The organism is Crossiella sp. S99.2 (genome assembly GCF_023094165.1).
Taxonomy (GTDB): domain Bacteria; phylum Actinomycetota; class Actinomycetes; order Mycobacteriales; family Pseudonocardiaceae; genus Crossiella.
This window is the reverse complement of record NZ_JALMDK010000023.1, coordinates 15,266-33,537: the sequence shown is the minus strand read 5'-3', so window position 1 is coordinate 33,537 and position 18,272 is coordinate 15,266. Positions and strand designations below refer to the sequence as shown.

General features: G+C 71.3%; 17 protein-coding genes. 7 read left to right on the top strand and 10 right to left on the bottom strand.

From position 1 onward, the window contains the following. Window positions 1-19: 19 nt before the first annotated feature. The gene (locus MZC64_RS45165; protein ID WP_247765734.1) at window positions 20-487 is read right to left on the bottom strand and encodes a MarR family transcriptional regulator; all 468 of its coding nucleotides are present in this window, start codon (window positions 485-487) and stop codon (window positions 20-22) included. Window positions 488-521: 34 nt separating this feature from the next. Here MZC64_RS45165 and MZC64_RS45160 point away from each other — a divergent pair, with 34 nt between their 5' ends. Continuing rightward, window positions 522-1,673: a PP2C family protein-serine/threonine phosphatase gene (locus tag MZC64_RS45160; protein ID WP_247765732.1), complete on the top strand. Its 1,152-nt coding sequence runs from the start codon at window positions 522-524 to the stop codon at window positions 1,671-1,673. On the opposite strand, the gene MZC64_RS45155 is transcribed toward MZC64_RS45160, so the two are convergent. Together MZC64_RS45155 and MZC64_RS45150 are read right to left on the bottom strand one after the other, a co-directional pair. After that, on the bottom strand, window positions 1,670-2,317 hold the full coding sequence (locus MZC64_RS45155) for a response regulator transcription factor (RefSeq protein WP_247765731.1): 648 nt from the start codon (window positions 2,315-2,317) through the stop codon (window positions 1,670-1,672). The two genes, MZC64_RS45160 and MZC64_RS45155, sit on opposite strands and share 4 nt — an antisense overlap. After that, window positions 2,314-3,468: a sensor histidine kinase gene (locus MZC64_RS45150; protein WP_247765730.1), complete on the bottom strand. Its 1,155-nt coding sequence runs from the start codon at window positions 3,466-3,468 to the stop codon at window positions 2,314-2,316. Before MZC64_RS45150 ends, MZC64_RS45155 begins: the two co-directional genes overlap by 4 nt. Before the next feature lie 145 nt (window positions 3,469-3,613). Between MZC64_RS45150 and MZC64_RS45145 the strand changes: the two genes are divergently transcribed. Genes MZC64_RS45145 through MZC64_RS45130 form a run of 4 tightly spaced genes read left to right on the top strand, consistent with a single transcriptional unit; the run spans window position 3,614 to window position 7,036 of the window. Next, entirely contained in the window at window positions 3,614-4,975 is a 1,362-nt protein-coding gene (locus MZC64_RS45145) for a hypothetical protein (protein ID WP_247765785.1), read from the top strand. Then, window positions 4,972-5,376: a FixH family protein gene (locus MZC64_RS45140; RefSeq protein WP_247765729.1), complete on the top strand. Its 405-nt coding sequence runs from the start codon at window positions 4,972-4,974 to the stop codon at window positions 5,374-5,376. Before MZC64_RS45145 ends, MZC64_RS45140 begins: the two co-directional genes overlap by 4 nt. Before the next feature lie 11 nt (window positions 5,377-5,387). Then, window positions 5,388-6,503, top strand: a complete 1,116-nt coding sequence (locus MZC64_RS45135) for a hypothetical protein (protein WP_247765728.1) — start codon at window positions 5,388-5,390, stop codon at window positions 6,501-6,503. A 5-nt stretch (window positions 6,504-6,508) separates the two neighbouring features. After that, on the top strand, window positions 6,509-7,036 hold the full coding sequence (locus MZC64_RS45130) for a hypothetical protein (protein ID WP_247765727.1): 528 nt from the start codon (window positions 6,509-6,511) through the stop codon (window positions 7,034-7,036). 92 nt (window positions 7,037-7,128) lie between these two features. Here MZC64_RS45130 and MZC64_RS45125 read toward each other — a convergent pair whose 3' ends face one another. After that, on the bottom strand, window positions 7,129-7,782 hold the full coding sequence (locus MZC64_RS45125) for an SUMF1/EgtB/PvdO family nonheme iron enzyme (RefSeq protein WP_247765726.1): 654 nt from the start codon (window positions 7,780-7,782) through the stop codon (window positions 7,129-7,131). A 12-nt stretch (window positions 7,783-7,794) separates the two neighbouring features. After that, entirely contained in the window at window positions 7,795-8,604 is an 810-nt protein-coding gene (locus MZC64_RS45120; RefSeq protein WP_247765725.1) for an oxidoreductase, read from the bottom strand. A 98-nt stretch (window positions 8,605-8,702) separates the two neighbouring features. Between MZC64_RS45120 and MZC64_RS45115 the strand changes: the two genes are divergently transcribed. Further along, complete coding sequence (locus MZC64_RS45115) at window positions 8,703-9,503, top strand: LuxR C-terminal-related transcriptional regulator (RefSeq protein ID WP_247765723.1); 801 nt, start codon at window positions 8,703-8,705, stop codon at window positions 9,501-9,503. Window positions 9,504-9,555: 52 nt separating this feature from the next. On the opposite strand, the gene treZ is transcribed toward MZC64_RS45115, so the two are convergent. The 5 genes from treZ to MZC64_RS45090 form a co-directional block, all read right to left on the bottom strand. Then, window positions 9,556-11,283, bottom strand: a complete 1,728-nt coding sequence (gene treZ, locus MZC64_RS45110; RefSeq protein ID WP_247765721.1) for a malto-oligosyltrehalose trehalohydrolase — start codon at window positions 11,281-11,283, stop codon at window positions 9,556-9,558. Further along, the gene (gene treY / locus MZC64_RS45105) at window positions 11,280-13,571 is read right to left on the bottom strand and encodes a malto-oligosyltrehalose synthase (protein ID WP_247765717.1); all 2,292 of its coding nucleotides are present in this window, start codon (window positions 13,569-13,571) and stop codon (window positions 11,280-11,282) included. Before treY ends, treZ begins: the two co-directional genes overlap by 4 nt. A 31-nt stretch (window positions 13,572-13,602) precedes the next feature. Further along, the gene (gene glgX, locus MZC64_RS45100) at window positions 13,603-15,765 is read right to left on the bottom strand and encodes a glycogen debranching protein GlgX (RefSeq protein ID WP_247765716.1); all 2,163 of its coding nucleotides are present in this window, start codon (window positions 15,763-15,765) and stop codon (window positions 13,603-13,605) included. A 114-nt stretch (window positions 15,766-15,879) separates the two neighbouring features. Continuing rightward, window positions 15,880-16,551: a bifunctional 2-polyprenyl-6-hydroxyphenol methylase/3-demethylubiquinol 3-O-methyltransferase UbiG gene (locus MZC64_RS45095; protein WP_247765715.1), complete on the bottom strand. Its 672-nt coding sequence runs from the start codon at window positions 16,549-16,551 to the stop codon at window positions 15,880-15,882. Then, window positions 16,548-16,817: a glutaredoxin domain-containing protein gene (locus MZC64_RS45090; protein ID WP_247765714.1), complete on the bottom strand. Its 270-nt coding sequence runs from the start codon at window positions 16,815-16,817 to the stop codon at window positions 16,548-16,550. The genes MZC64_RS45095 and MZC64_RS45090 overlap by 4 nt, the downstream gene beginning before the upstream one ends. Window positions 16,818-16,988: 171 nt before the next feature. Between MZC64_RS45090 and MZC64_RS45085 the strand changes: the two genes are divergently transcribed. Beyond that, window positions 16,989-18,203 (top strand): MFS transporter, encoded by a 1,215-nt coding sequence (locus MZC64_RS45085; RefSeq protein ID WP_247765713.1) that lies wholly within the window; start codon window positions 16,989-16,991, stop codon window positions 18,201-18,203. Window positions 18,204-18,272: the final 69 nt, after the last annotated feature.

The window sequence follows — 18,272 nt, the reverse complement described above, 5'->3', positions numbered from 1 at the left end:
GACGGGAATGCGGTGGCGACTACGCCGTGTCCTCACGGTCCACGCCCAGCGCGCCCGAGGCCGAGTGGAAGCCGGCGAGCCCGGCCAGCAACGCGGTCTGCTCTGCCGGGCTCATGCCGTCGAGCACCCGGCGCAGTTCGGCCTGGCGGGCGCCCCGCAGTTGCGCCAGCAGCCGGGAACCGTCCTTGGTGAGTTCCAGCGACACCTCACGCCGGTCCGCCAGGTTGGACCGCCGCGCCAGCAGGCCCGCGGCCTGCAGCCGATCGCACAACCGGCTCGCCGAAGAGGGGATCGCGCCCAGCTCCTCGGCCAGTTTGCCCAGCGTGATGGACCGGTGCCGCTCCACCACGACCAGCGCGCCCAGCTGCGAGGCCGATACCTTGGGGTGGACACTCTCCGCGGCGCGTCCCCACACGATGACCAGTGTTTCCGCCGCAGCCTCCACCGCGGCCGCGAGTTCGGCCGGACGGTGACTGTGGTTCCTCACCAGGGCAGTACTCCACTCAGGCAGGTGTCTTGACATGCGTGCCAACCGTCTCGCCTTCGCTGAGCGTGCCATGCTCCGCGCGCCCGCGCACGATCTGGGTGAGGTCCTGGCGGACATTCTGCACACCGAGTACGGGGCGAGTGGCACTGAGGTGTTCCTCGCCGACTACCGCATGCTGGCCCTGCAACCCCTGCGCGCGGAAGCCCCCGCCCCGATGGCGATCGCGGGCACCCCGGCCGGCCTGGCCTTCGGCGGCCAGGAACCGGTGCGCCGCACCGAGGACACGCACGAGGTCCTCTACCTCCCGATGACCGTCCGCGGTGATCGCTTCGGCGTGCTCCGGGTGTCCTTCTCCAGTCAACCCGCCGAGGAGGACGCCGAGGAGCTGGTCGACCTGGCGCACGCCGCCGCCCAGGCGTTCCGGGTGGCCGAGACCGCCACCGACCGCTTCCGGCACGCCCGCCGGGCCGAACGCCTGACCCTGGCCGCGGAGATCCAGTGGCAGCTGCTGCCCGGCCGGGGCCTGGAACGCGCCGAGTTCACCCTGGCCGGCCAGCTGGAACCGGCCTACGCGGTGCGCGGGGACAACTTCGACTGGACCGCCGACGCCGACTCGGTGACCGTCGCGGTCACCAACGGCATGGGCGAGAGCGTGGACGCCGCGCTGCTCACCAGCCTGGCCATCAACGCCCTGCGCAACGCCAGACGAGCAGGCGTCAGCCTGCCGGACCAGGCCGCACTGGCCGACCAGGCCATCTGGTCCCAGCACGGCGGCCGCCAGCACGTCTCCACCCTGCTGCTCCGGCTGGACATCGCCGACGGCCGGGTCACCGCCATCGACGCCGGCTCGCCCCGGATCTGGCGGCTGCGCGCGGGCGAGGTGGCCCCCGTGCACCTGGAACCGCAGCTCCCGCTGGGCATGTTCGACAGCACCGTCTACGTGGAGCAGGAGTTCAACATCCGGCCGGGCGACCGCCTGTTCCTGCTCAGCGACGGCATCTACGAGTCCGTCTTCAACGGCCGCCGCTACGCCGACAGCCTGGAACGTTTGCTCAAGACCACCGCCAACCTGCACCCTGGCGAGGCGATCCGGGCCCTGTTGCACGATCTGCGCGCCTTCTGCCAGGACCAGTACCTGGACGATGACGCGGTCGGCGTCTGCCTGGACTGGGTCGGGCGGCCCTAGACCAGGCCGTTGAGGTGCGCGTACACCACCGCGTGCACCCGGTCCCGCAAGCCCAGCTTGGCCAGGATCCGGGACACGTGGGTTTTCACCGTCTCATCGCCCACGTGCAAGGCCGCGGCGATCTCCGCGTTGCTGCACGCCCGCGCGACCAGGAGCAGCACCTCCCGTTCCCGGGTGGTCAACGACTCCAGTCCCGGGGCCGAGGCGGGCGGCGCGATACTCCCGGCGAACCGGGCGATCAACCGCTGGGTGACCGAAGGATCTATCAACGCGTCCCCGCGCGCGGCCACCCGGACCGCGGTCAGCAACTCCTCCGGCGGCAGGCTCTTCAGCAGGAACCCGCTCGCCCCGGCCCGCAACGCCCGGTAGACGTACTCGTCGTTGTCGTAGGTGGTCAGCACGACGACCTTGGTCCGGTTCTCCGGCGCGGCCAGAATGGCCTCGGTGGCGCTCAACCCGTCCACCTTGGGCATCCGGATGTCCAGCATCGCCACATCCGGCCGCAACCGGGCCACCTCGGCCACCGCGGCCCGCCCGTCCGCGGCCTCGCCCACGCACTCCAGATCCGCCTGTGTGCTCAGCAAAGCCCGCAACCCCGAGCGCAACATCGCGTGATCGTCGGCCAGCAGCACCCGCACGGTCATCCCCGTACCCCCAGCGGAAACGTCACCGAGGTCGACCAGGTCCGCCCGTCCGGGTCCACCCCGTAGGTCGCTACCCCGTCGAACATCCCCGCCCGGCTGCGAATCCCGGCCAGCCCGCGCCCGCCGCCCGACTCCGGATCCCGCGACACTCGCACCGCCATCGTGTTGCTCGCGCGCACTTCCAGGGCCCCGGTCCGGAACTCCAGTTCCACGTCCACCCCGCCGGAATCCCCGTGCCGCAACGCGTTCGTGAGCATTTCCTGGATGATCCGGTACAGCGTGATGCCCAGCGAGTCCGGCACCGCCCTCGGCTGCCCGCTGCGCCGCAACCGTGCCGGTATCCCCGCCGCCCGCACCCCGTCGAGCAACTCGTCCAGGTTCGCCAGCCCCGGTTGCCGCGCGCCGTCCCCGTTGTCCCCGTGCAGCAGGTCCAGCAGATGCCGCAGGTCCACCATCGCGGCCTGGCTGGCGCTCTCCACCGCGTGCAGCGAACCGGCCGCGGCCGCAGCTCCCGGGGTCAGGCTCAGCCGGGCCGCCCCGGCGTGCAGGTTGATCGCGCTGACGTGGTGTGCGATCACATCGTGCAGGTCCCGCGCGATCGCACTGCGCTCCCTGGCGATCGCCTCGGCCATGGCCTGTTCCGCGTCCCGTTGCTCCCGTTCGGCCCGCTGCTCCAGCTCGGCCAGGTAGGCCCGCCGCGCCGTGGTGTACCGCCCGACCAGCCAGGGCAGCACCGCCCCGGTCAGCACCGCCACCGGCCACAGGCGCCACACCTCCGGCCGGTACAGCAGCTGGGTGGCCACCCGGGTGATCACCAGCACGCCGAGCGCGGTCCACGCCTGCCACCCGGACAGCCAGGCCCCCGCCCGGTAGCCGGCGATCATCAGCCCGGCATCGTTGCCCGGCACCATCAGCAGCGGCGAGGCCATCTGCACCAGCCCGTGCAGGGCGGCCAGCACCCCCGAATGCCGGGCCGGGCCGGCCAGCGCCGCGTCCACCAGGACCACCGCGGCCAGTGCCGCCCACTCCGGCCAGTTCCGGCCGCAGCCGGTCATCAGGAACAGCAGCGAGTCGGTCAGCGTGCACACCGCGGCGACCAGCACCGACTGCCGGGACAACGACCGGCTCGGCTCGTTGGCGCCAATGCGCATGACCCGTCCTCCCCACCACATCCGCCAGGCCGACCCTGAGATGATCCGACACCGCCCCCGGAGGCCGAGTCCCCCGTGCGGGGGAGCCCGGATCACCCTGCGCCGTGACGCTTTCCGCCCCAGCGGACCCTAACGTCCAGCGGTGATGGACATCTCCGGCAGTACGCGAGCAACGGTGCTGGTCAGCCTGGTGTGCGCACTCGGCCTGCTACTCGGCCCCGGCGTCGCGCTGGCCGACGGCGCGGACACCGGCGCGGACATCCAGGTCGCGCAGACCCTCGGCGAGCGCGAGCTGACCGTGGTGATCCGCACCGTCGAACCGGTGCCGGGCCCGGTGCAGGTGGACGTGGTCACGCACGCGGGCAGCCCACCCGGCGAACTCGCGTTGCGGCTGTCCAGCTCCGGCGTGCAGTTCAGCGAGGCCAGGGTGCGGCTCGGCGCCACCCCCGGCTTCCACCGCGGCACGCTGAGCGTGGACCGGGCGGGCCCGTGGGAGTTGGCCGTGGACGACGGCAACCGGGTGGCCACCATCCCGTTCGTGGTCCCGGCCAGGGTGAAGTCCACCGCGGAGAACACCGTGTACGGCGGGTTCGTCGCGGCCGGGATCCTGCTGCTGGCCGCCCTGCTGCTGGCCCTGCGCGGCCACGGCCTGCTCGCGGTGGCCCCGGCCGCCGGGATGATCGCCGCGCTCGCGGTCGCGGTCACCGCGGCGCTGTTGTCCGCCACCGTGCCGCCGCCACCCGCGCCCGGCTCGGTCTGGGATCCGACCTACGACAACGTCGCCGACCCCTACGCCCGGCCGCCGCAGCCTGCGATCGATCCGGCCCGGCCGCCGGTCACCGTGATCGCCGACCAGGTTGGCGAGGACCTGCGCCTGGCCATCACCGACGGGGCCACCGGGCAGCCGGTGGACGACCTGCTGGTGCACGACAACGCGTTGGTGCACCTCGTGGTGGTCTCGCCGTCGGGGCGGTTGTGGCACCTGCATCCGATCCGGGTGGCGGCGGGGGACTACCGGGCCCGGCTGATCGCGCCGGAAACCGGTCGGTACGCGGTGGCGGCCGAGGTGGCGCGCCGGGGCGGTGGGCGTCAGCTGGCCCGCACTTCCTTGCAGCTCAACCAGATCGCGCCCTCGGTCGCGCAGCTGGAACAGGTCGAGCTGACTCGGGTGGTCGAACCCGCCGGCACGCCGAGCACGCTGACCGCGCGGTTCGGCAAGGCGGATCTCCAGCCCTGGCTGGGCATGCTGGGGCATTTGATCGTGGTCGGCCCGGTGCGCGGGGAGATCGCGGATTCGCCGGTGTGGGCGCATGTGCACTCGATGATCCCGCCCACTCCCGGGCAGCTGGCCCGGCCGGACGAGAGCGTGGCCGCGTACGGGCCGGATGTGCCGTTCACCTATAGCTTTCCGTTGCCCGGCCGGTACCTGGTGTGGGCGCAGGCCGAACGCGACTACGCCGTGCGCACGGTCGCCGCGGTCATCGACGTGCCGGCGGCGGCCCGATGAGGAAGCCGATTCTCCTTGCCGCGGCGGTACTTCTGGTCGTCGCCGGGCTGCTGGTGTTCTTCTGGCCGCGAGCCGAGGCAGGTACCACGACCGCGAAACAGAGCACGCCCAAGCACACCGTCGAGCTGTCCATCACCGACCCGAAACCCGGGGACAACACGGTGATCCTGGCGGTGACCGAGCGGAACGGGCGGCCCGCCGCGGTGGACCGGGTGAGCGTGGAACCGGTGATGCCGCAGATGGGGCACGCGCTCACCCCGGTCAGCGCGGTGGCCGAGGCGCCAGGGCGGTTCCGGGCGCACGGCTACCTGTTCCACATGTCCGGACCGTGGCAGGTCACCGTGGTGCTGCACGGACCGTCCGGGGTCGACCGGGTCGCCTTTCCGTTGCTGGTCAAGTGAGAGGAACGCCAATGGAGATCACCGCGCCGGCCGCGACAGCGGTGTCGACGAGCGCGCCGAAGGGGTTGGTCGCGGCCGGGTTCGTGCTTGGCGGCAGTGTGCTGTCGCTGACCGGGCTGACCTGGGACATCCAGTGGCACAGCGATGTCGGGCCGGACACCTTCTTCACACTGCCGCATTTGTTGCTGTACTCGGGTAGTGCCATCGCCGGGATCGCGAGCCTGGTGGTGGTGCTACTGACGACCGTGGCCGAGCGGGCCGGCCGACCGGTGGATCCGATCGTGGGTGGGCGTGCGGTCGGGGTGTTCGGCCGTACGTTCGCCGCACCGGTGGGGTATCTGATCTCCGGGCTGGGTGCGGCTTCGTTCCTGTTGTACGGGTTGTGGGATCAGTGGTGGCACTCGCTGTACGGGTTCGACGCGGTGATCGCCTCGCCGCCGCACATCGGGTTGCTGCTGTCGGTGGCGATCACCATGGTGGGCACGGTGATGGTGTTCGCGACCGCGCGGCACCAACGCTGGGGCGTGATCGGCGGACTGATCGGCCTGGCGGTGCTGTTCGGGTTCAGCACCGTGATCACCATTGGGCTTGGGCAGATTCCGACCGGGCCGGTGGAGCCGGTGGCGGCGGGGACGGCGTTTCTGGCCGCGCTGATCCTGATTCTGGGTGCCAGGCTGCTGGATCGGCCTGGTGGCGCGCTGGGTGTGGCCGCGGTGCTGGCCGCGTTGCAGGCGGTGTTCTGGTGGTTTTCACCTTGGGCGGCAAGGGTTTACGCGGATTCGATCGGATTGCCGGTGCGGGACTACGTGGACGGGGTGCCTGATCTGCCGTCGCTCTGGCCGTTGAGCTTGTTGGTGGTCGGTGGGCTGGTGGAGCTGGTGCTTGGGGTTGCGCGGCGCGGCGGGAATCTGGCGCGCGCCGGCTGGATCGCCGGGGGAGTGGCGGGTCTGGTGGTTGGCGGGCTGGCGCCGGTGCAGACGGTGTTGTTGCGGAGTTTGCCGTTGCCCGGTGCGGAGGTGCTGATCGGCACCGCGGTCGCCGGGTTGGTGCTGGGTGCGGTCGGCGGGTTCTTGGCGGTGCGGTTCGGCGGGATGCTGCGGCAGCTCGCTCCGGTGCGGGAAGGATGAGCGGGATGCGCAGAACTGTGGCGGCGATGCTGGGTGCGGCGGCTCTGCTGCTGGGCTCGGCCGCGCCCGCGCTGGCCTACGAGCCGGTGAACGTGGTGCATGCGGAGACGGTGCAGGCCGGGCCGTACAAACTGACGGTCGGCTTCAGCACCTGGCCGCTGAAAGCGTTGCAGTCACTGGACTTCAGCTTCGCCCCGGAGGGCGGCATCCAGGGACGGTCCGGCACGTTGACCGTGCTGGGACCGGATGTCACCCGGGAGCGGCCGCGGCCGTTGGTGCGGCATCCGCGCAAGCGGGAGGTGTGGGGACTGGACGTGCAAAGCCTGCCCACAGAAGGAAACTGGACGCTCAAGTTCACTGTGGACGGTGCGCAGGGACCTGGTACCGGGCAGGTGAGTGTGCCGGTGCTGGAACAGCCGGGGCCGCCAATGGGGTTGAGCTGGGCGATCAGCACGTTGCCGTTGTTCGGCCTGGTCGGGCTGCTGGTGGTCGCCTGGCGGCGGAGCAGGCCGGAGGTCGCGCCCGCCCACTGACCCCAACCTGTCCACACCCCACCCAACGTCGAGTTGGCCCAAGTCGTACGCCTAGTTGGCACAACCGGGCGTACCACTTTGGCCAACTCGACCTAGCCGCCTGTTGTACGGCGGGCGAGGCGGAAGCCCACGTCGTCGATGGCGAAGGTGGGGTGGCTTCGCCTGCGGACACCGGCCCGGCAGCTCCAGTGTTCGTCCAGCCAGCCGCCGCCTTTGAGCACGCGGTAGGCGCCGTAGACCTCGGGGTCGTACAGGTCCCAGCACCACTCCCAGACGTTGCCGAGCATGTCGTGCAGGCCCCAGGGGTTGGCGGCCTTTTCGCCCACGTTGTGCGGTTGTTCGCCGGAGTTGTCGCGGTACCAGGCGATGTCGTCCAGAGGGCCGTAGCGGGGAGTGGTGGTGCCTGCTCGGCACGCGTACTCCCATTCGGCTTCAGTGGGGAGGCGATAACCCGTTGCGGCCTGGTTCCACTCGACTTCGTCCGCGTCGATCAGGTATGCCGGGGTCAGGTTTTCCTGGTGGGATTTGGTGTTGCAGAAGGTGATCGCGTCCAGCCAGGAGAGGGTTTCCGCCGGGAGGTTGTCGCCCTTGGCAGTGCTGGGGTGGTGGCCGGTCACTGCGGCGTACTCGGCTTGGGTTACCGGGTGGGCGGCCAGGTGGAACGGGAGCAGGTCGACTGTCCAGGTGCGCTGGGTGCGGCGGTCGGACAGGGTGGCCTGGCCTCCTGGGATGGCGATCATCTTCATGGTGCGGCGAGTTTATCGGCGGAGCTGCCGGGTGCGGTCCAGGTCGTTGGCCACCGCCGCGAGTTTGCCCTGGATGGCCTGGACCGCGTCCTCGCCGAGGGGGAGGCGCAGCGGCAGGTCGGGGAGGTCCAGGGCGGTCAGGACCGCGGCGGCGGCTTCGGCTGGGTCGCCGGGCTGGGTGCCGTGGCTGTCGGACCGGGTCTGTCGGACCGGGTTGACGGTGGCTTCGTAGTCGGGGATCGGTTTCGTGCTGGTCAGGCTGGGGCCGGCGAATTCGGTGCGGTAGGCGCCGGGTTCGACGATCAGCACCCGGATGCCCAACGGGGCCACTTCGCCTGCCAGGGCTTCGCTGGCCTGTTCCAGGGCGCCCTTGGCGGCGCAGTAGGCGCCGACGCCGGGGAAGGCGAGCAGGCCGCCCATGCTGGTCAGCTGGACGATGGTGCCGGTGCGGCGGGCTCGCATGTGCGGCAGGACCAACTGGGTCAGGCGGATCGGGGCGAAGAACATGACCTCCATGATGTTGCGGAGGTCTGCCTCGGGGGTTTCCTCGATGGCGCCGACGTAGCCGAAACCGGCGTTGTTGACCAGGATGTCGATGCGGCCGTGGGTGGCCAGGGCCTGGCCGATGGCGTGTTCGCAGGCGGTGGGGTCGCTGACGTCGAGCGGCAGGACCGTCACGCGGCCGGGGTTGGCCTCGGCTACCGCCTTCATGGTCTCGGGGCGGCGGACGGCGGCGATGACCGTGTCGCCCGCGTTGAGGGCGGCCTGGGTGAAGGCCGCGCCGAAACCGCTGTTGGCGCCAGTGATGAACCAGATTCGCATGGGGGAGAGCCTGCCCGGGGTGCGGGATGGGCGGGTATGGCCCGATGGTGGAAGGTTCCGGGTTGCTGTGCCGGGTTGGCACGGCATACAACGGGGGTATGGCTATCGAACCGCGGGCCGCCCGGCGAGCCCTGGTGGAGACTCCGGGGCCGCCGCGGCCGTTGCCGGACGGCGAGGTGTTGCCGCCGGAGGACTATCGGCGGCTGGTGGGAGTGCTGGAGGCGGTGGACCGGGCGCCGGACCTGGAAGCCTTTTCCGAGGCGCTGGTGCGGGCGTTGCAGACCTGGTTCGGGTACAGCACGGTGGTGGTGTTGCACGGGCGCACCTTGGCGGAGGCGTTACGTGGCGGGGCCGGGGTGAAGACGGGGTACTCCGAGGCGTTCCTGGCGGAGTACGCGACCCAGTGGATCGCGGCCGATCCGTTCCTGACGCCGAAGGCGTTCGCGCTGCTGGACGAGCGGGGTGTGGTGACGCTGGGGGAGCTGCTGGCGCCGGAGCACCAGGCGTACGTGGACGGGTTCCTGCGGCCGCACGGAATCAACGACAAGCTGGGCGCGGTGATCGACGGCGGCGCGGCCGGGGTGCTGTACGTGGGCGCGGTGGTGCGCGGCGCGGCGACCGTGCCGGTGCGGGATGTGGCGGTGTTACGGGTGCTGCGGCGGCACCTGGCGCCACTGGCCGCGGAACAGCTGGGGCGGCCGCGGGTCCGGGAGTGGCGGTTGACGCCGCGGGAGCGGGAGGTCGCCGAGCTGGCGGTGCAGGGGCTGACCAATCCGCAGATCGGGCGGCGGCTGTTCATCGGCGCGGACACGGTGAAGAAGCACCTGAGCCGGGTCTACGCGGAGACCCGGACCGCGACCCGGACTCAACTGGCGGTGCTGTTCCGCTCCATGCCCTGACCAGGTCATCCGGCGTCGAGTTGGCCAAAGTCGTATGCCCACTTGGGCCAACTCAGCGTACGACTTGGGCCAACTCGACGATGGCGAAGGACTCCGCGGGGAGGGTGAGGGTGTTGGCGGGGGTGACCGGGGCTGAGGACAGCAGGACGGTGTGGGACGGGATGGGCAGGGTGATCTCGGTGGCGGCCAGGTTCACCGCCACCCGGAGCGGGCCGCGGTGCAGGACGAGCCAGCGGGACTGTTCGTCGTAGTCGACCTGGAGGTGGTCCAGGCGCGGGTCGGACAGGGCCGGGTGCTCGCGGCGTAGCCGGATCAGGTTCCGGTACAGGGCAAGGATCTCGGCGTGCTGTGGGGTTTCCGGCTCGGACCAGTCCACTGTGGACTGTGTGAGGGTCTGGGGTGACATGGGGTCCGGGACTTCTTCCTCGGCCCAGCCGTGGTCGGCGAACTCGCGGCGGCGGCCGGTGCGCACCGCCTCGGCCAGCTTCGGGTCCGGGAAGGTGGCGAAGAACTGCCACGGGGTGCGGGCGCCCCATTCCTCGCCCATGAACAGCATCGGCGTGTACGGGCCGGTGAAGACCAGGGCCGCGCCGCAGGCCAGCAGGCCGGGGGACAGCGTCGCGGAGAGGCGGTCGCCGGTGGCGCGGTTGCCGATCTGGTCGTGGTTTTGCAGGTAGGCCAGGAAACGGTGGCCGGACTGGCGGTGCGGGTCGATCGGGCGGCCGTGCGTGCGACCGCGGAAAGAAGACCAGGTGCCGTTGTGGAAGAAGGCTTCCCGCAGCGTGCGAGCGAGGGATTCCAGGGAGCCGAAGTCGGCGTAGTAGCCCTGGCGTTCACCGGTGAGCGTGGTGTGCAGGCAGTGGTGGATATCGTCGTCCCACTGCGCGTGCAGGCCGTAGCCGCCCGCCTCGCGCGGGGTGACCAGGCGGGCGTCGTTGAGATCGGACTCGGCGATCAGCGTCAGCGGGCGGCGCACATGCGCGGACAGCGCCGCCACCTCGACGGCCAGCTCCTCCAGGAGGTGGGTGGCGCGGCGGTCGGACAGGGCGTGCACCGCGTCCAGGCGCAGGCCGTCCACATGGAAATCACGCAGCCAGGACAGCGCGTTGTCCAGCACGTACCGGCGGACCTCGCCGGAGTCCGGACCGTCCAGGTTGAGCGTGGGCCCCCAGATGGTCTGCCCGGCGAAGTACGGGCCGAACCGGTCCAGGTAGGCCCCGGACGGGCCGAGATGGTTGTAGACCACGTCCAGGATGACGCCCAAACCCTTGCTGTGGCAGGCGTTCACGAACCCTTTGAAGCCGTCCGGGCCGCCGTAGGACTCCTGCGCGGCGTACCAGAGCACCCCGTCATAGCCCCAGCCGTGCGGGCCGTCGAAGGAGTTGACCGGCATGACCTCCACGAAGTCCACGCCCAGCTCCACCAGGTGGTCCAGGCGCTCGATCGCGGCGTCGAAGGTGCGGCCGGGAGTGAAGGTGCCGATGTGCAGCTCGTAGATCACCGAACCGGGCAGCGCGCGGCCGGTCCAGCCGGAGTCGGTCCAGGCGAACTCGTGCCGGTAGACCCGGGACAGCTCGTGCACACCGGCGGGCTGACGCAGCGAACGCGGATCCGGCAGCACGGTGGGGTCCTCGTCGAGCAGATAGCCGTAGTCGTTGCCGGACAACGGTTCCGCCGGTCGCCACCAGCCGCCGTCGTGGCGGGCCAGCTCGTGCGTGCCGCCGTCCAGGCGCAGCCGGACCCGCCCGGCTTTGGGCGCCCACACACTGAAGTCGGTCATGCCCGCACCAGCAGCGCGACCGGGTACGGGGACAGCAGTTCGGCCAGCCGCGGACTGCCGGAGACCGGCCGCCCGGTCAGCGCGTCCGTCCAGGAGCCGTCGCCGATCGGCAGCGGCAGGATGGTGGACCGCCAGCCGCCCGCGGCGCCCAGGCCGACCGGCAGCCGGGTGGCCACCGCGACCAGGTCCAGCTTCGGGCCGCGGGCGAAGGCGAAGGCATGCTCGGCCGAAGGGCCCTCGGCGTCCAGGGGCCGGTAGCCGGTGAACAGCTCGGGCCGGTCCCGGCGCAGCCGCAACGCCTTGGCGGTCACCAGCAGCTTGGCCGCGCCGTCCTCGTCCACCTCAGGCAGCCAGCCGGAATCAATGCGCGCCAACAGTTCCCGCCGCGCCGGGAAGTCCACCGGCCGCCGGTTGTCCGGATCCACCAGGGACAGGTCCCACAGCTCGGTGCCCTGGTACACATCGGGCACCCCCGGACCGGCGAGCTGGATCAGCTTCTGCCCCAGCGAGTTCGACCAGCCGTGCGCCCGGATCGCCTCGGCGAAGGCGGTGACGTCCTTGGCCAGTTCGGCATCGGCCAGCACCCGCTCCGGCCAGGCGGCCACCAGCGCGTCGAACTCCGGGTCCGGGTCGGTCCAGGAGGTGGCGATCTTGGCTTCCTTGGCCGCCTTGGCCAGGTAGTCGCGCAGCCGCTCCTGGCTGATCGGCCAGGCCCCGACCAGGGTCTGCCAGGCCAGCAGGTTCAGCGAGGGCTCGGGCAGCCCGGCCCGCGCGGTCCACCGGCGCACCGCCCCGGCGAACTCGTCGCGCACCTCGGCCAGCACCGCCAGCCGCGCCCGCACGTCCTCGGACCGCTTGGTGTCGTGGGTGGACAGCGCGGTCATGGTGCCCGGCCGGCCTGCCTCGCGGGCGGCGTTGCGGAAGTGCAGTTCGGCCACGGACACCCCGAACCGGTCCAGCGCGCCGCCGACCTCGTTCAGCGCGGCGAAGCGGGTGCACCGGTAGAACGCGGTGTCCTCCACGCCCTTGGCCATCACCATGCCCGAGGTCTGCTGCACCCGCCGGGTCAGCTCGCACTCCGGGTCGGTGAGCATCCGCTGCCCGGCCAGGCTGATCACGTCGGAGAGGTCCGGCCGGGCCATGCTGGCCGCGGCCAGCGCCGCGCACAGCGGTCCGCGTCCCTCCGGCAGGTAACTGCGGTAGACGCGGAAGGAGGAGAGCAGTTCGGCGATCCCGGCCTCGGCCCGCGCGGGCTCGAATTCGGGCAGCAGCCGGGCGATCCGGCGCACCTCGGCGGCCAGGATGGTCGAGGCCGCCCGGCGGCGGCAGCCACGCTCGACCTCGTGCACCTGCACCGGCACCCCGAGTTCGGCGGCCAGCCGGGTGAACACCGGTTCGCCCTTGGGGTCGATGAACACCCCGCAGATCTCGCGCAGCGCGTCGTAGCCGGTGGTGCCGTCCACCGGCCAGGAGGTCGGCAGCGCCTCGTCCGTGCCGAGGATCTTCTCCACCACCAGCCAGGCCGTCGGCGCGGCCGTGCGCAGCCGCCGCAGGTAGCCGCCGGGGTCGGTCAGGCCGTCCGGGTGGTCGATCCGCAACCCGGTGACCTGCCCGGCGGTCAGCCAGCGCAGCAGTTCGCCGTGGGTGGCCTGGAAGACCTCCTCGTCCTCCACCCGCACCGCGGCCAGCTCGTTGATGTCGAAGAACCGCCGGTAGTTCAGCTCGGTCGAGGCCCGCCGCCAGTCGACCAGGCGGTAGTGCTGCCGTTCGTGCACCGCCCGCGGCGTGCCCTCCGCGGTGTCCGGCGCCAGGGGGAACCGGAGGTCTCCGTAGACCAGGCAGTCCTCCTTGACCTGCAACTCGTCCAGGGCGGCTTCGTCGTCGGCGAGCACCGGGATGAGCAGCGGCCCGTGCGACCACTCGATGTCGAAGTAGTGCGCGCACGGCGAGGTCTGGCCGTGCTTGAGCACGTCCCACCACCACGAGTTGGCCGCGGCGTCGGCCACGCCCATGTGGTTGGGCACGATGTCCAGCACCAGCCCCAGTCCGCGCTGCCCGAGCTTGGTGCTCAGCGCGGCCCGCCCGTCCGCCCCGCCGAGTGCCTCGGAGGCTTTGGTCGGGTCGACCACGTCGTAGCCGTGCGTGGAGCCGGGCGCCGCCTGCAGCACGGGGGAGGCGTACAGCGCGCCCGCGCCCAGCCCGGCCAGGTAGTCGGCCAGTTCGGCGGCGTCGGCGAAGGTGGTCTCCGCGTTGAGCTGCAGCCGGTAGGTCGAACTCGGCGTGGTCATCGGTGGTGCCCCCGTCGGTGGAGTGAGCTGGTCAGTCGGTGCGCTGGAGCACGAGCAGCGAGCGGTCGACGACCTTGATCGTCTCCCCGCCGCGGACAGTCCGGGCACGGGTGGGGGTGCCGCCCGCGATCACCCCGGTCACCACTCCGCCGCCGGAGCCGCCGAGGGCCTCACCGGTGGCGGTGTCGAGCACGACCGCCCAGGTATTGCCATAGCCCGAATTGGGCACGGTCAGCTCCAGATCGCCGTCGTGGGCGTTGAAGCAGAGCAGGAACGAGTCGTCGGTGACCCGTTCGCCGCGGGCGTCCAGGTCGGTGATGCCGTCGCCGTTGAGGAAGACCATGATGCAGCGCCCGAAGCCGGATTCCCAGTCCTGTTCGGTCATCTCCTCGCCGGAGGGGGTGAACCAGGCGATATCGCGCAGCTCCTCGCCCTTGCGCACCGGCCGGCCGCGGAAGAACCGCCGCCGCCGGAACACCGGGTGCTCCCGGCGCAGCCGCGCGGTGGCCCTGGTGAAGTGCAGCAGGTCCACAGTGGACTCCAGCAGCGACCAGTCCACCCAGGCGATCTCATTGTCCTGGCAGTAGGCGTTGTTGTTGCCGCGCTGGGTGCGGCCCAGTTCGTCGCCGTGGGAGAGCATCGGCACGCCCTGGGCCAGGAACAGGGTGGCGATGAAGTTGCGCCGCTGCCGCGCCCGCAACGCGTTGATCTCCGGATCCTCGGTCGGGCCCTCGGCGCCGCAGTTCCAGGAGCGGTTGTCGTCGTGCCCGTCCCGGCCGTCCTCGCCGTTGTCCTGGTTGTGTTTCTCGTTGTAGGACACCAGGTCGTTGAGGGTGAAGCCGTCGTGCGCGGTGACGAAGTTGATCGAGGCGTACGGGCGGCGGCCGTCGTCCTGATAGAGGTCGGACGAACCGGTGATCCGGGAGGCGAACTCGCCCAGTGTGGCCGGTTCCCCGCGCCAGAAATCGCGCACGGTGTCCCGGTACTTGCCGTTCCACTCCGTCCACAGTGGAGGGAAGTTGCCCACCTGGTAGCCACCCGGCCCGACGTCCCAGGGTTCGGCGATCAGCTTGACCTGACTGATGATCGGGTCCTGCTGCACGATGTCGAAGAACGCGCTCAGCTTGTCCACGTCGTAGAACTCGCGGGCCAGGGTGGAGGCCAGGTCGAAGCGGAAGCCGTCCACCCGCATCTCGGTCACCCAGTACCGCAGCGAGTCCATGATGAGTTGCAGGGTGTGCGGGTTGCGCGCGTTGAGCGAGTTCCCGGTGCCGGTGTAGTCCATGTAGTGCCGCGGGTCGTCCTCGACCAGGCGGTAGTAGGCGGCGTTGTCGATGCCGCGCCAGGACAGCGTCGGCCCGAGGTGGTTGCCCTCGGCGGTGTGGTTGTAGACCACGTCCAGGATCACCTCGATCCCGGCCGTGTGCAGCGCCCGCACCATGGCCTTGAACTCCTGCACCTGGTTGCCCTGCGCGGTCACCGCGGCGTAGCCGTCGTGCGGGGCGAAGAAGGACAGGGTGTTGTAGCCCCAGTAGTTGGTCAGGCCGCGCTCGGCCAGGTGGTGGTCGTTGATGAACTGGTGCACCGGCATCAGCTCGACCGCGGTGACGCCCAGCTCCTTGAAATAGTCGATCATCACTGGGTGCGCCAGCCCGGAGTAGGTGCCGCGCAGCTCGGCCGGGAGGTCCGGGTGCGCGATGGTCAGCCCGCGCACGTGCGTCTCGTAGATCACCGTCTGGTGGTACGGGGTGCGCGGCGGCCGGTCGCTGTTCCAGTCGAAGAACGGGTTGATCACCACCGACTTGGGCACGTGCGGCGCGGAGTCCAGGTTGTTGCGCGCGTCGTGGTCCTCGAACCGGTACCCGAACAGCGACTCGTCCCAGTCGATCTGGCCGTGCACGGCCTTGGCGTAGGGGTCCAGCAGCAGTTTGTTCGGGTTGCAGCGCAGGCCGTGTTCCGGGTCGTGCGGCCCGTAGACCCGGTAGCCGTAGCGCTGACCAGGGCCGATGCCGGGCAGGTAGCCGTGCCAGACGAACCCGTCGACCTCGGGCAGCACCACCCGGCTCTCCGCGCCGTCCTCGTCGAAGAGGCAGAGTTCGACCCGCTTGGCGACCTCGGAGAACAGGGTGAAGTTGGTCCCCGCGCCGTCGTAGGTCGCGCCGAGGGGGTAGGCGTGGCCAGGCCACGGCCGCATGGCTGCTCCAGGGGGGTTGTCGCGGGACGACGCTGTCCTGTGGTTATTGCCCGGTTTCCGGCGCGACAACGCTAGCGAAGGGAGAGTTCCGCAACGCGGCGGGTGTGTGAACAGTTACCGGGGGCGCTCGAACTCGGCCACCCAGCAGCTGCCCCGGCTCGGCCTGCCGGTGTCCTCGACCTGCTCCACCCGGCGTTCCACCAGGTCAGCGCCGGTGAAGCTGTCCAGGTCGGCCCGGGTCAGCGGCCACGGCGGCCCGTCGGACTCGGCGGGCGGCGACTCGGCGTGCCGGGCGATGACCAGCAGCGTGCCGCCGGGCGCCACCAGGTCCCGCACCCCGGCCACCGCGGCCGGGCGCAGCTCGCCGGGCAGGGCCTGCACGGTGAAGATCTCCACCACCAGGTCGAAGGCGCGCCGCCAGTCCGGCGGCAGCGCGAACAGGTCCGCGGTGGTGTAGTGCACGGGGGAGTCCGGGCGGCGTTCCCGGTTGGTCCGGATCGCGGTCTCGGCGATGTCGAAGCCGGTGGTGGCGAAGCCCAGGCCGGCCAGGAACTCTGCGTCCGCGCCCAGCCCGCAGCCGACCACCACGGCCCGCCGCCCGGCCCTGGAGGGCTCCCTGCTGGCCGCCCAGGCGGCCAGCAGCGGTTGCGGGACCTGGCGATCCCAGGGCAGGTCCACCTCGCCGTCCGTGCCCGCCCGGTAGAGCCGGTCGAACCAGGCGGTGGGGGCGCCCTCGGCGAGCGCCTCGTGCGCGAGCCTGCCCGCCAAGGGCTCCCAGTCGGTCATGCCTGTGGCAGCAGGGCGGGGGCGTGTTCGCGGACCGCGGCGGTGACCTCGCGCAGGCTCGGGTTGACCATCGCGGCCGGTCCGACGAAGACCGTCGGCACGATCTCGTTCCCGTTGGCCACCGACCGCACCCGCGCGGCGGCGTCCGGGTCCTCCCAGATGTTGACCTTGGTGTACGGCAGGCCCGCCTGGGTCAGCGCGCGCTCCAGGTTCATGCAGAAGCCGCAGCCAGGGCGCCAGTAGAACTCCACCGCGTTCTCGCTCATACGTCACGTTTACCCGCCGCTACCGCCCCCCGCCAAATCAGGCTTGCCTACCAGCGGTTTGCGCGGATTCCGGGTACCCACCGTCACCGGGGAGCACCCTGTGTTGCTCTTTTCCGGTACGACCTGCGCCGAAGGCAGCGTGCGCATTCGTGCGCTCTTAGGGTGTTCGATGTGTCGCGGCAGGGTGGGTTCGTTGCGGCGTTCGGAATCGCCGAGTTCCGTGCGCTGTGGCTCGCGGAACTCCAATCGGTGATCGGAGATCAACTCGCCAAGGTCGCGCTCTCGCTGCTGGTCTTCGAGCGCACCCGCTCGGCCCTGCTGACCGCAGGGGCCTACGCGCTGACCATGTTGCCCCAGCTCGTCGCCGGTCCGCTGCTGTCCTGGCTGGCCGACCGGTATCCGCGCCGCACGGTCATGGTGCACACCTCACTTGCCCAAGCGTTGCTGGTCGGTCTGATGGCCGTGCCCGGCATGCCGCTGTGGCTGGTCGCCGCGCTGCTGGTGCTGGTCCAGCTGGTGCAGGCGCCCTTCGCCGCGGCCCAGGCCGCCACCGTGCCGGTGGTGCTGGAAGGCGAGGTCTACCAGGCCGGACAGGCGCTGCGGCAGATCACCGCGAACGCGGCCATGCTGCTCGGCCTGGCCGGCGGCGGGCTCGCGGTCGGCCTGCTCGGCCCGCACCTGGCCCTGGCCGTGGACGCGCTCACCTTCGCCCTGGTCGCGCTGCTGGTCCGGCTCGGCGTCAAACACCGCCCCGCGGCTCGGGAGGCGCCCGCGACCGCCGCCCGGCGCAGCTCCGGGGTGCTGCTGGTGTGGCGGAACCGGCGGCTGCGCGCGCTGCTGGGCCTGTCCTGGCTGGCCGGGATCGCGGTGGTGCCCGAGGGACTGGCCGCGCCGCTGGCCGCCGAGTACGGGGCCGGACCGGCCGCGGTGGGCTGGCTGCTGGCGGTGGACCCGGCCGCCTACGCGCTGAGCACCTTCCTGCTGACCCGCTGGACCAGCACGGAGACCAGGTTGCGGCTGCTCGGGGTGTTCGCGGTGGGTTCGGTCGCGATGCTGCTCGGCTTCGCCGGGGTGGGCCTGACCGGCGCGCTGATCCTGCTCGCGATCTCCGGCGCGCTGGCCGCCTACCAGGTCACGGCGGCGGCCGAGTTCATGGCCGCGGTGCCGGACGCGGACCGGGGCGCGGCCTATGGCGTGGCTCGCACCGGGCTCCGCGTGGTGCAGGGTTTGGGGGTCGTCGCGGGCGGCGTCTCAACGGAATTGATCGGCAGCCCGAGCACGACGGTTACCCTGGCAGGGGCCGTGGGCCTGGTCCTGGCGGTTCCGGCCGCGTGGGCATGGCGGCGGGCGCGTCAGGAAGGGCCGGTGAGTCCGTCATGGGTGTGAGACTCAGCGGTTGCCGGTCACACGGTGTCGCAAACGGGGTACACCGGTGTAACGACGCCGGGCTGCGGC

Excerpts from the sequence above, each read along its gene's own strand:
- MZC64_RS45160 (WP_247765732.1), top strand. The coding sequence starts at position 522 with ATGCGTGCCAACCGTCTCGCCTTCGCTGAGCGTGCCATGCTCCGCGCG.
- MZC64_RS45155 (WP_247765731.1), bottom strand. The coding sequence starts at position 2,317 with ATGACCGTGCGGGTGCTGCTGGCCGACGATCACGCGATGTTGCGCTCG.
- MZC64_RS45150 (WP_247765730.1), bottom strand. The coding sequence starts at position 3,468 with ATGCGCATTGGCGCCAACGAGCCGAGCCGGTCGTTGTCCCGGCAGTCG.
- MZC64_RS45145 (WP_247765785.1), top strand. The coding sequence starts at position 3,614 with ATGGACATCTCCGGCAGTACGCGAGCAACGGTGCTGGTCAGCCTGGTG.
- MZC64_RS45140 (WP_247765729.1), top strand. The coding sequence starts at position 4,972 with ATGAGGAAGCCGATTCTCCTTGCCGCGGCGGTACTTCTGGTCGTCGCC.
- MZC64_RS45135 (WP_247765728.1), top strand. The coding sequence starts at position 5,388 with ATGGAGATCACCGCGCCGGCCGCGACAGCGGTGTCGACGAGCGCGCCG.
- MZC64_RS45130 (WP_247765727.1), top strand. The coding sequence starts at position 6,509 with ATGCGCAGAACTGTGGCGGCGATGCTGGGTGCGGCGGCTCTGCTGCTG.
- MZC64_RS45125 (WP_247765726.1), bottom strand. The coding sequence starts at position 7,782 with ATGAAGATGATCGCCATCCCAGGAGGCCAGGCCACCCTGTCCGACCGC.
- MZC64_RS45120 (WP_247765725.1), bottom strand. The coding sequence starts at position 8,604 with ATGCGAATCTGGTTCATCACTGGCGCCAACAGCGGTTTCGGCGCGGCC.
- MZC64_RS45115 (WP_247765723.1), top strand. The coding sequence starts at position 8,703 with ATGGCTATCGAACCGCGGGCCGCCCGGCGAGCCCTGGTGGAGACTCCG.
- treZ (WP_247765721.1), bottom strand. The coding sequence starts at position 11,283 with ATGACCGACTTCAGTGTGTGGGCGCCCAAAGCCGGGCGGGTCCGGCTG.
- treY (WP_247765717.1), bottom strand. The coding sequence starts at position 13,571 with ATGACCACGCCGAGTTCGACCTACCGGCTGCAGCTCAACGCGGAGACC.
- glgX (WP_247765716.1), bottom strand. The coding sequence starts at position 15,765 with ATGCGGCCGTGGCCTGGCCACGCCTACCCCCTCGGCGCGACCTACGAC.
- MZC64_RS45095 (WP_247765715.1), bottom strand. The coding sequence starts at position 16,551 with ATGACCGACTGGGAGCCCTTGGCGGGCAGGCTCGCGCACGAGGCGCTC.
- MZC64_RS45090 (WP_247765714.1), bottom strand. The coding sequence starts at position 16,817 with ATGAGCGAGAACGCGGTGGAGTTCTACTGGCGCCCTGGCTGCGGCTTC.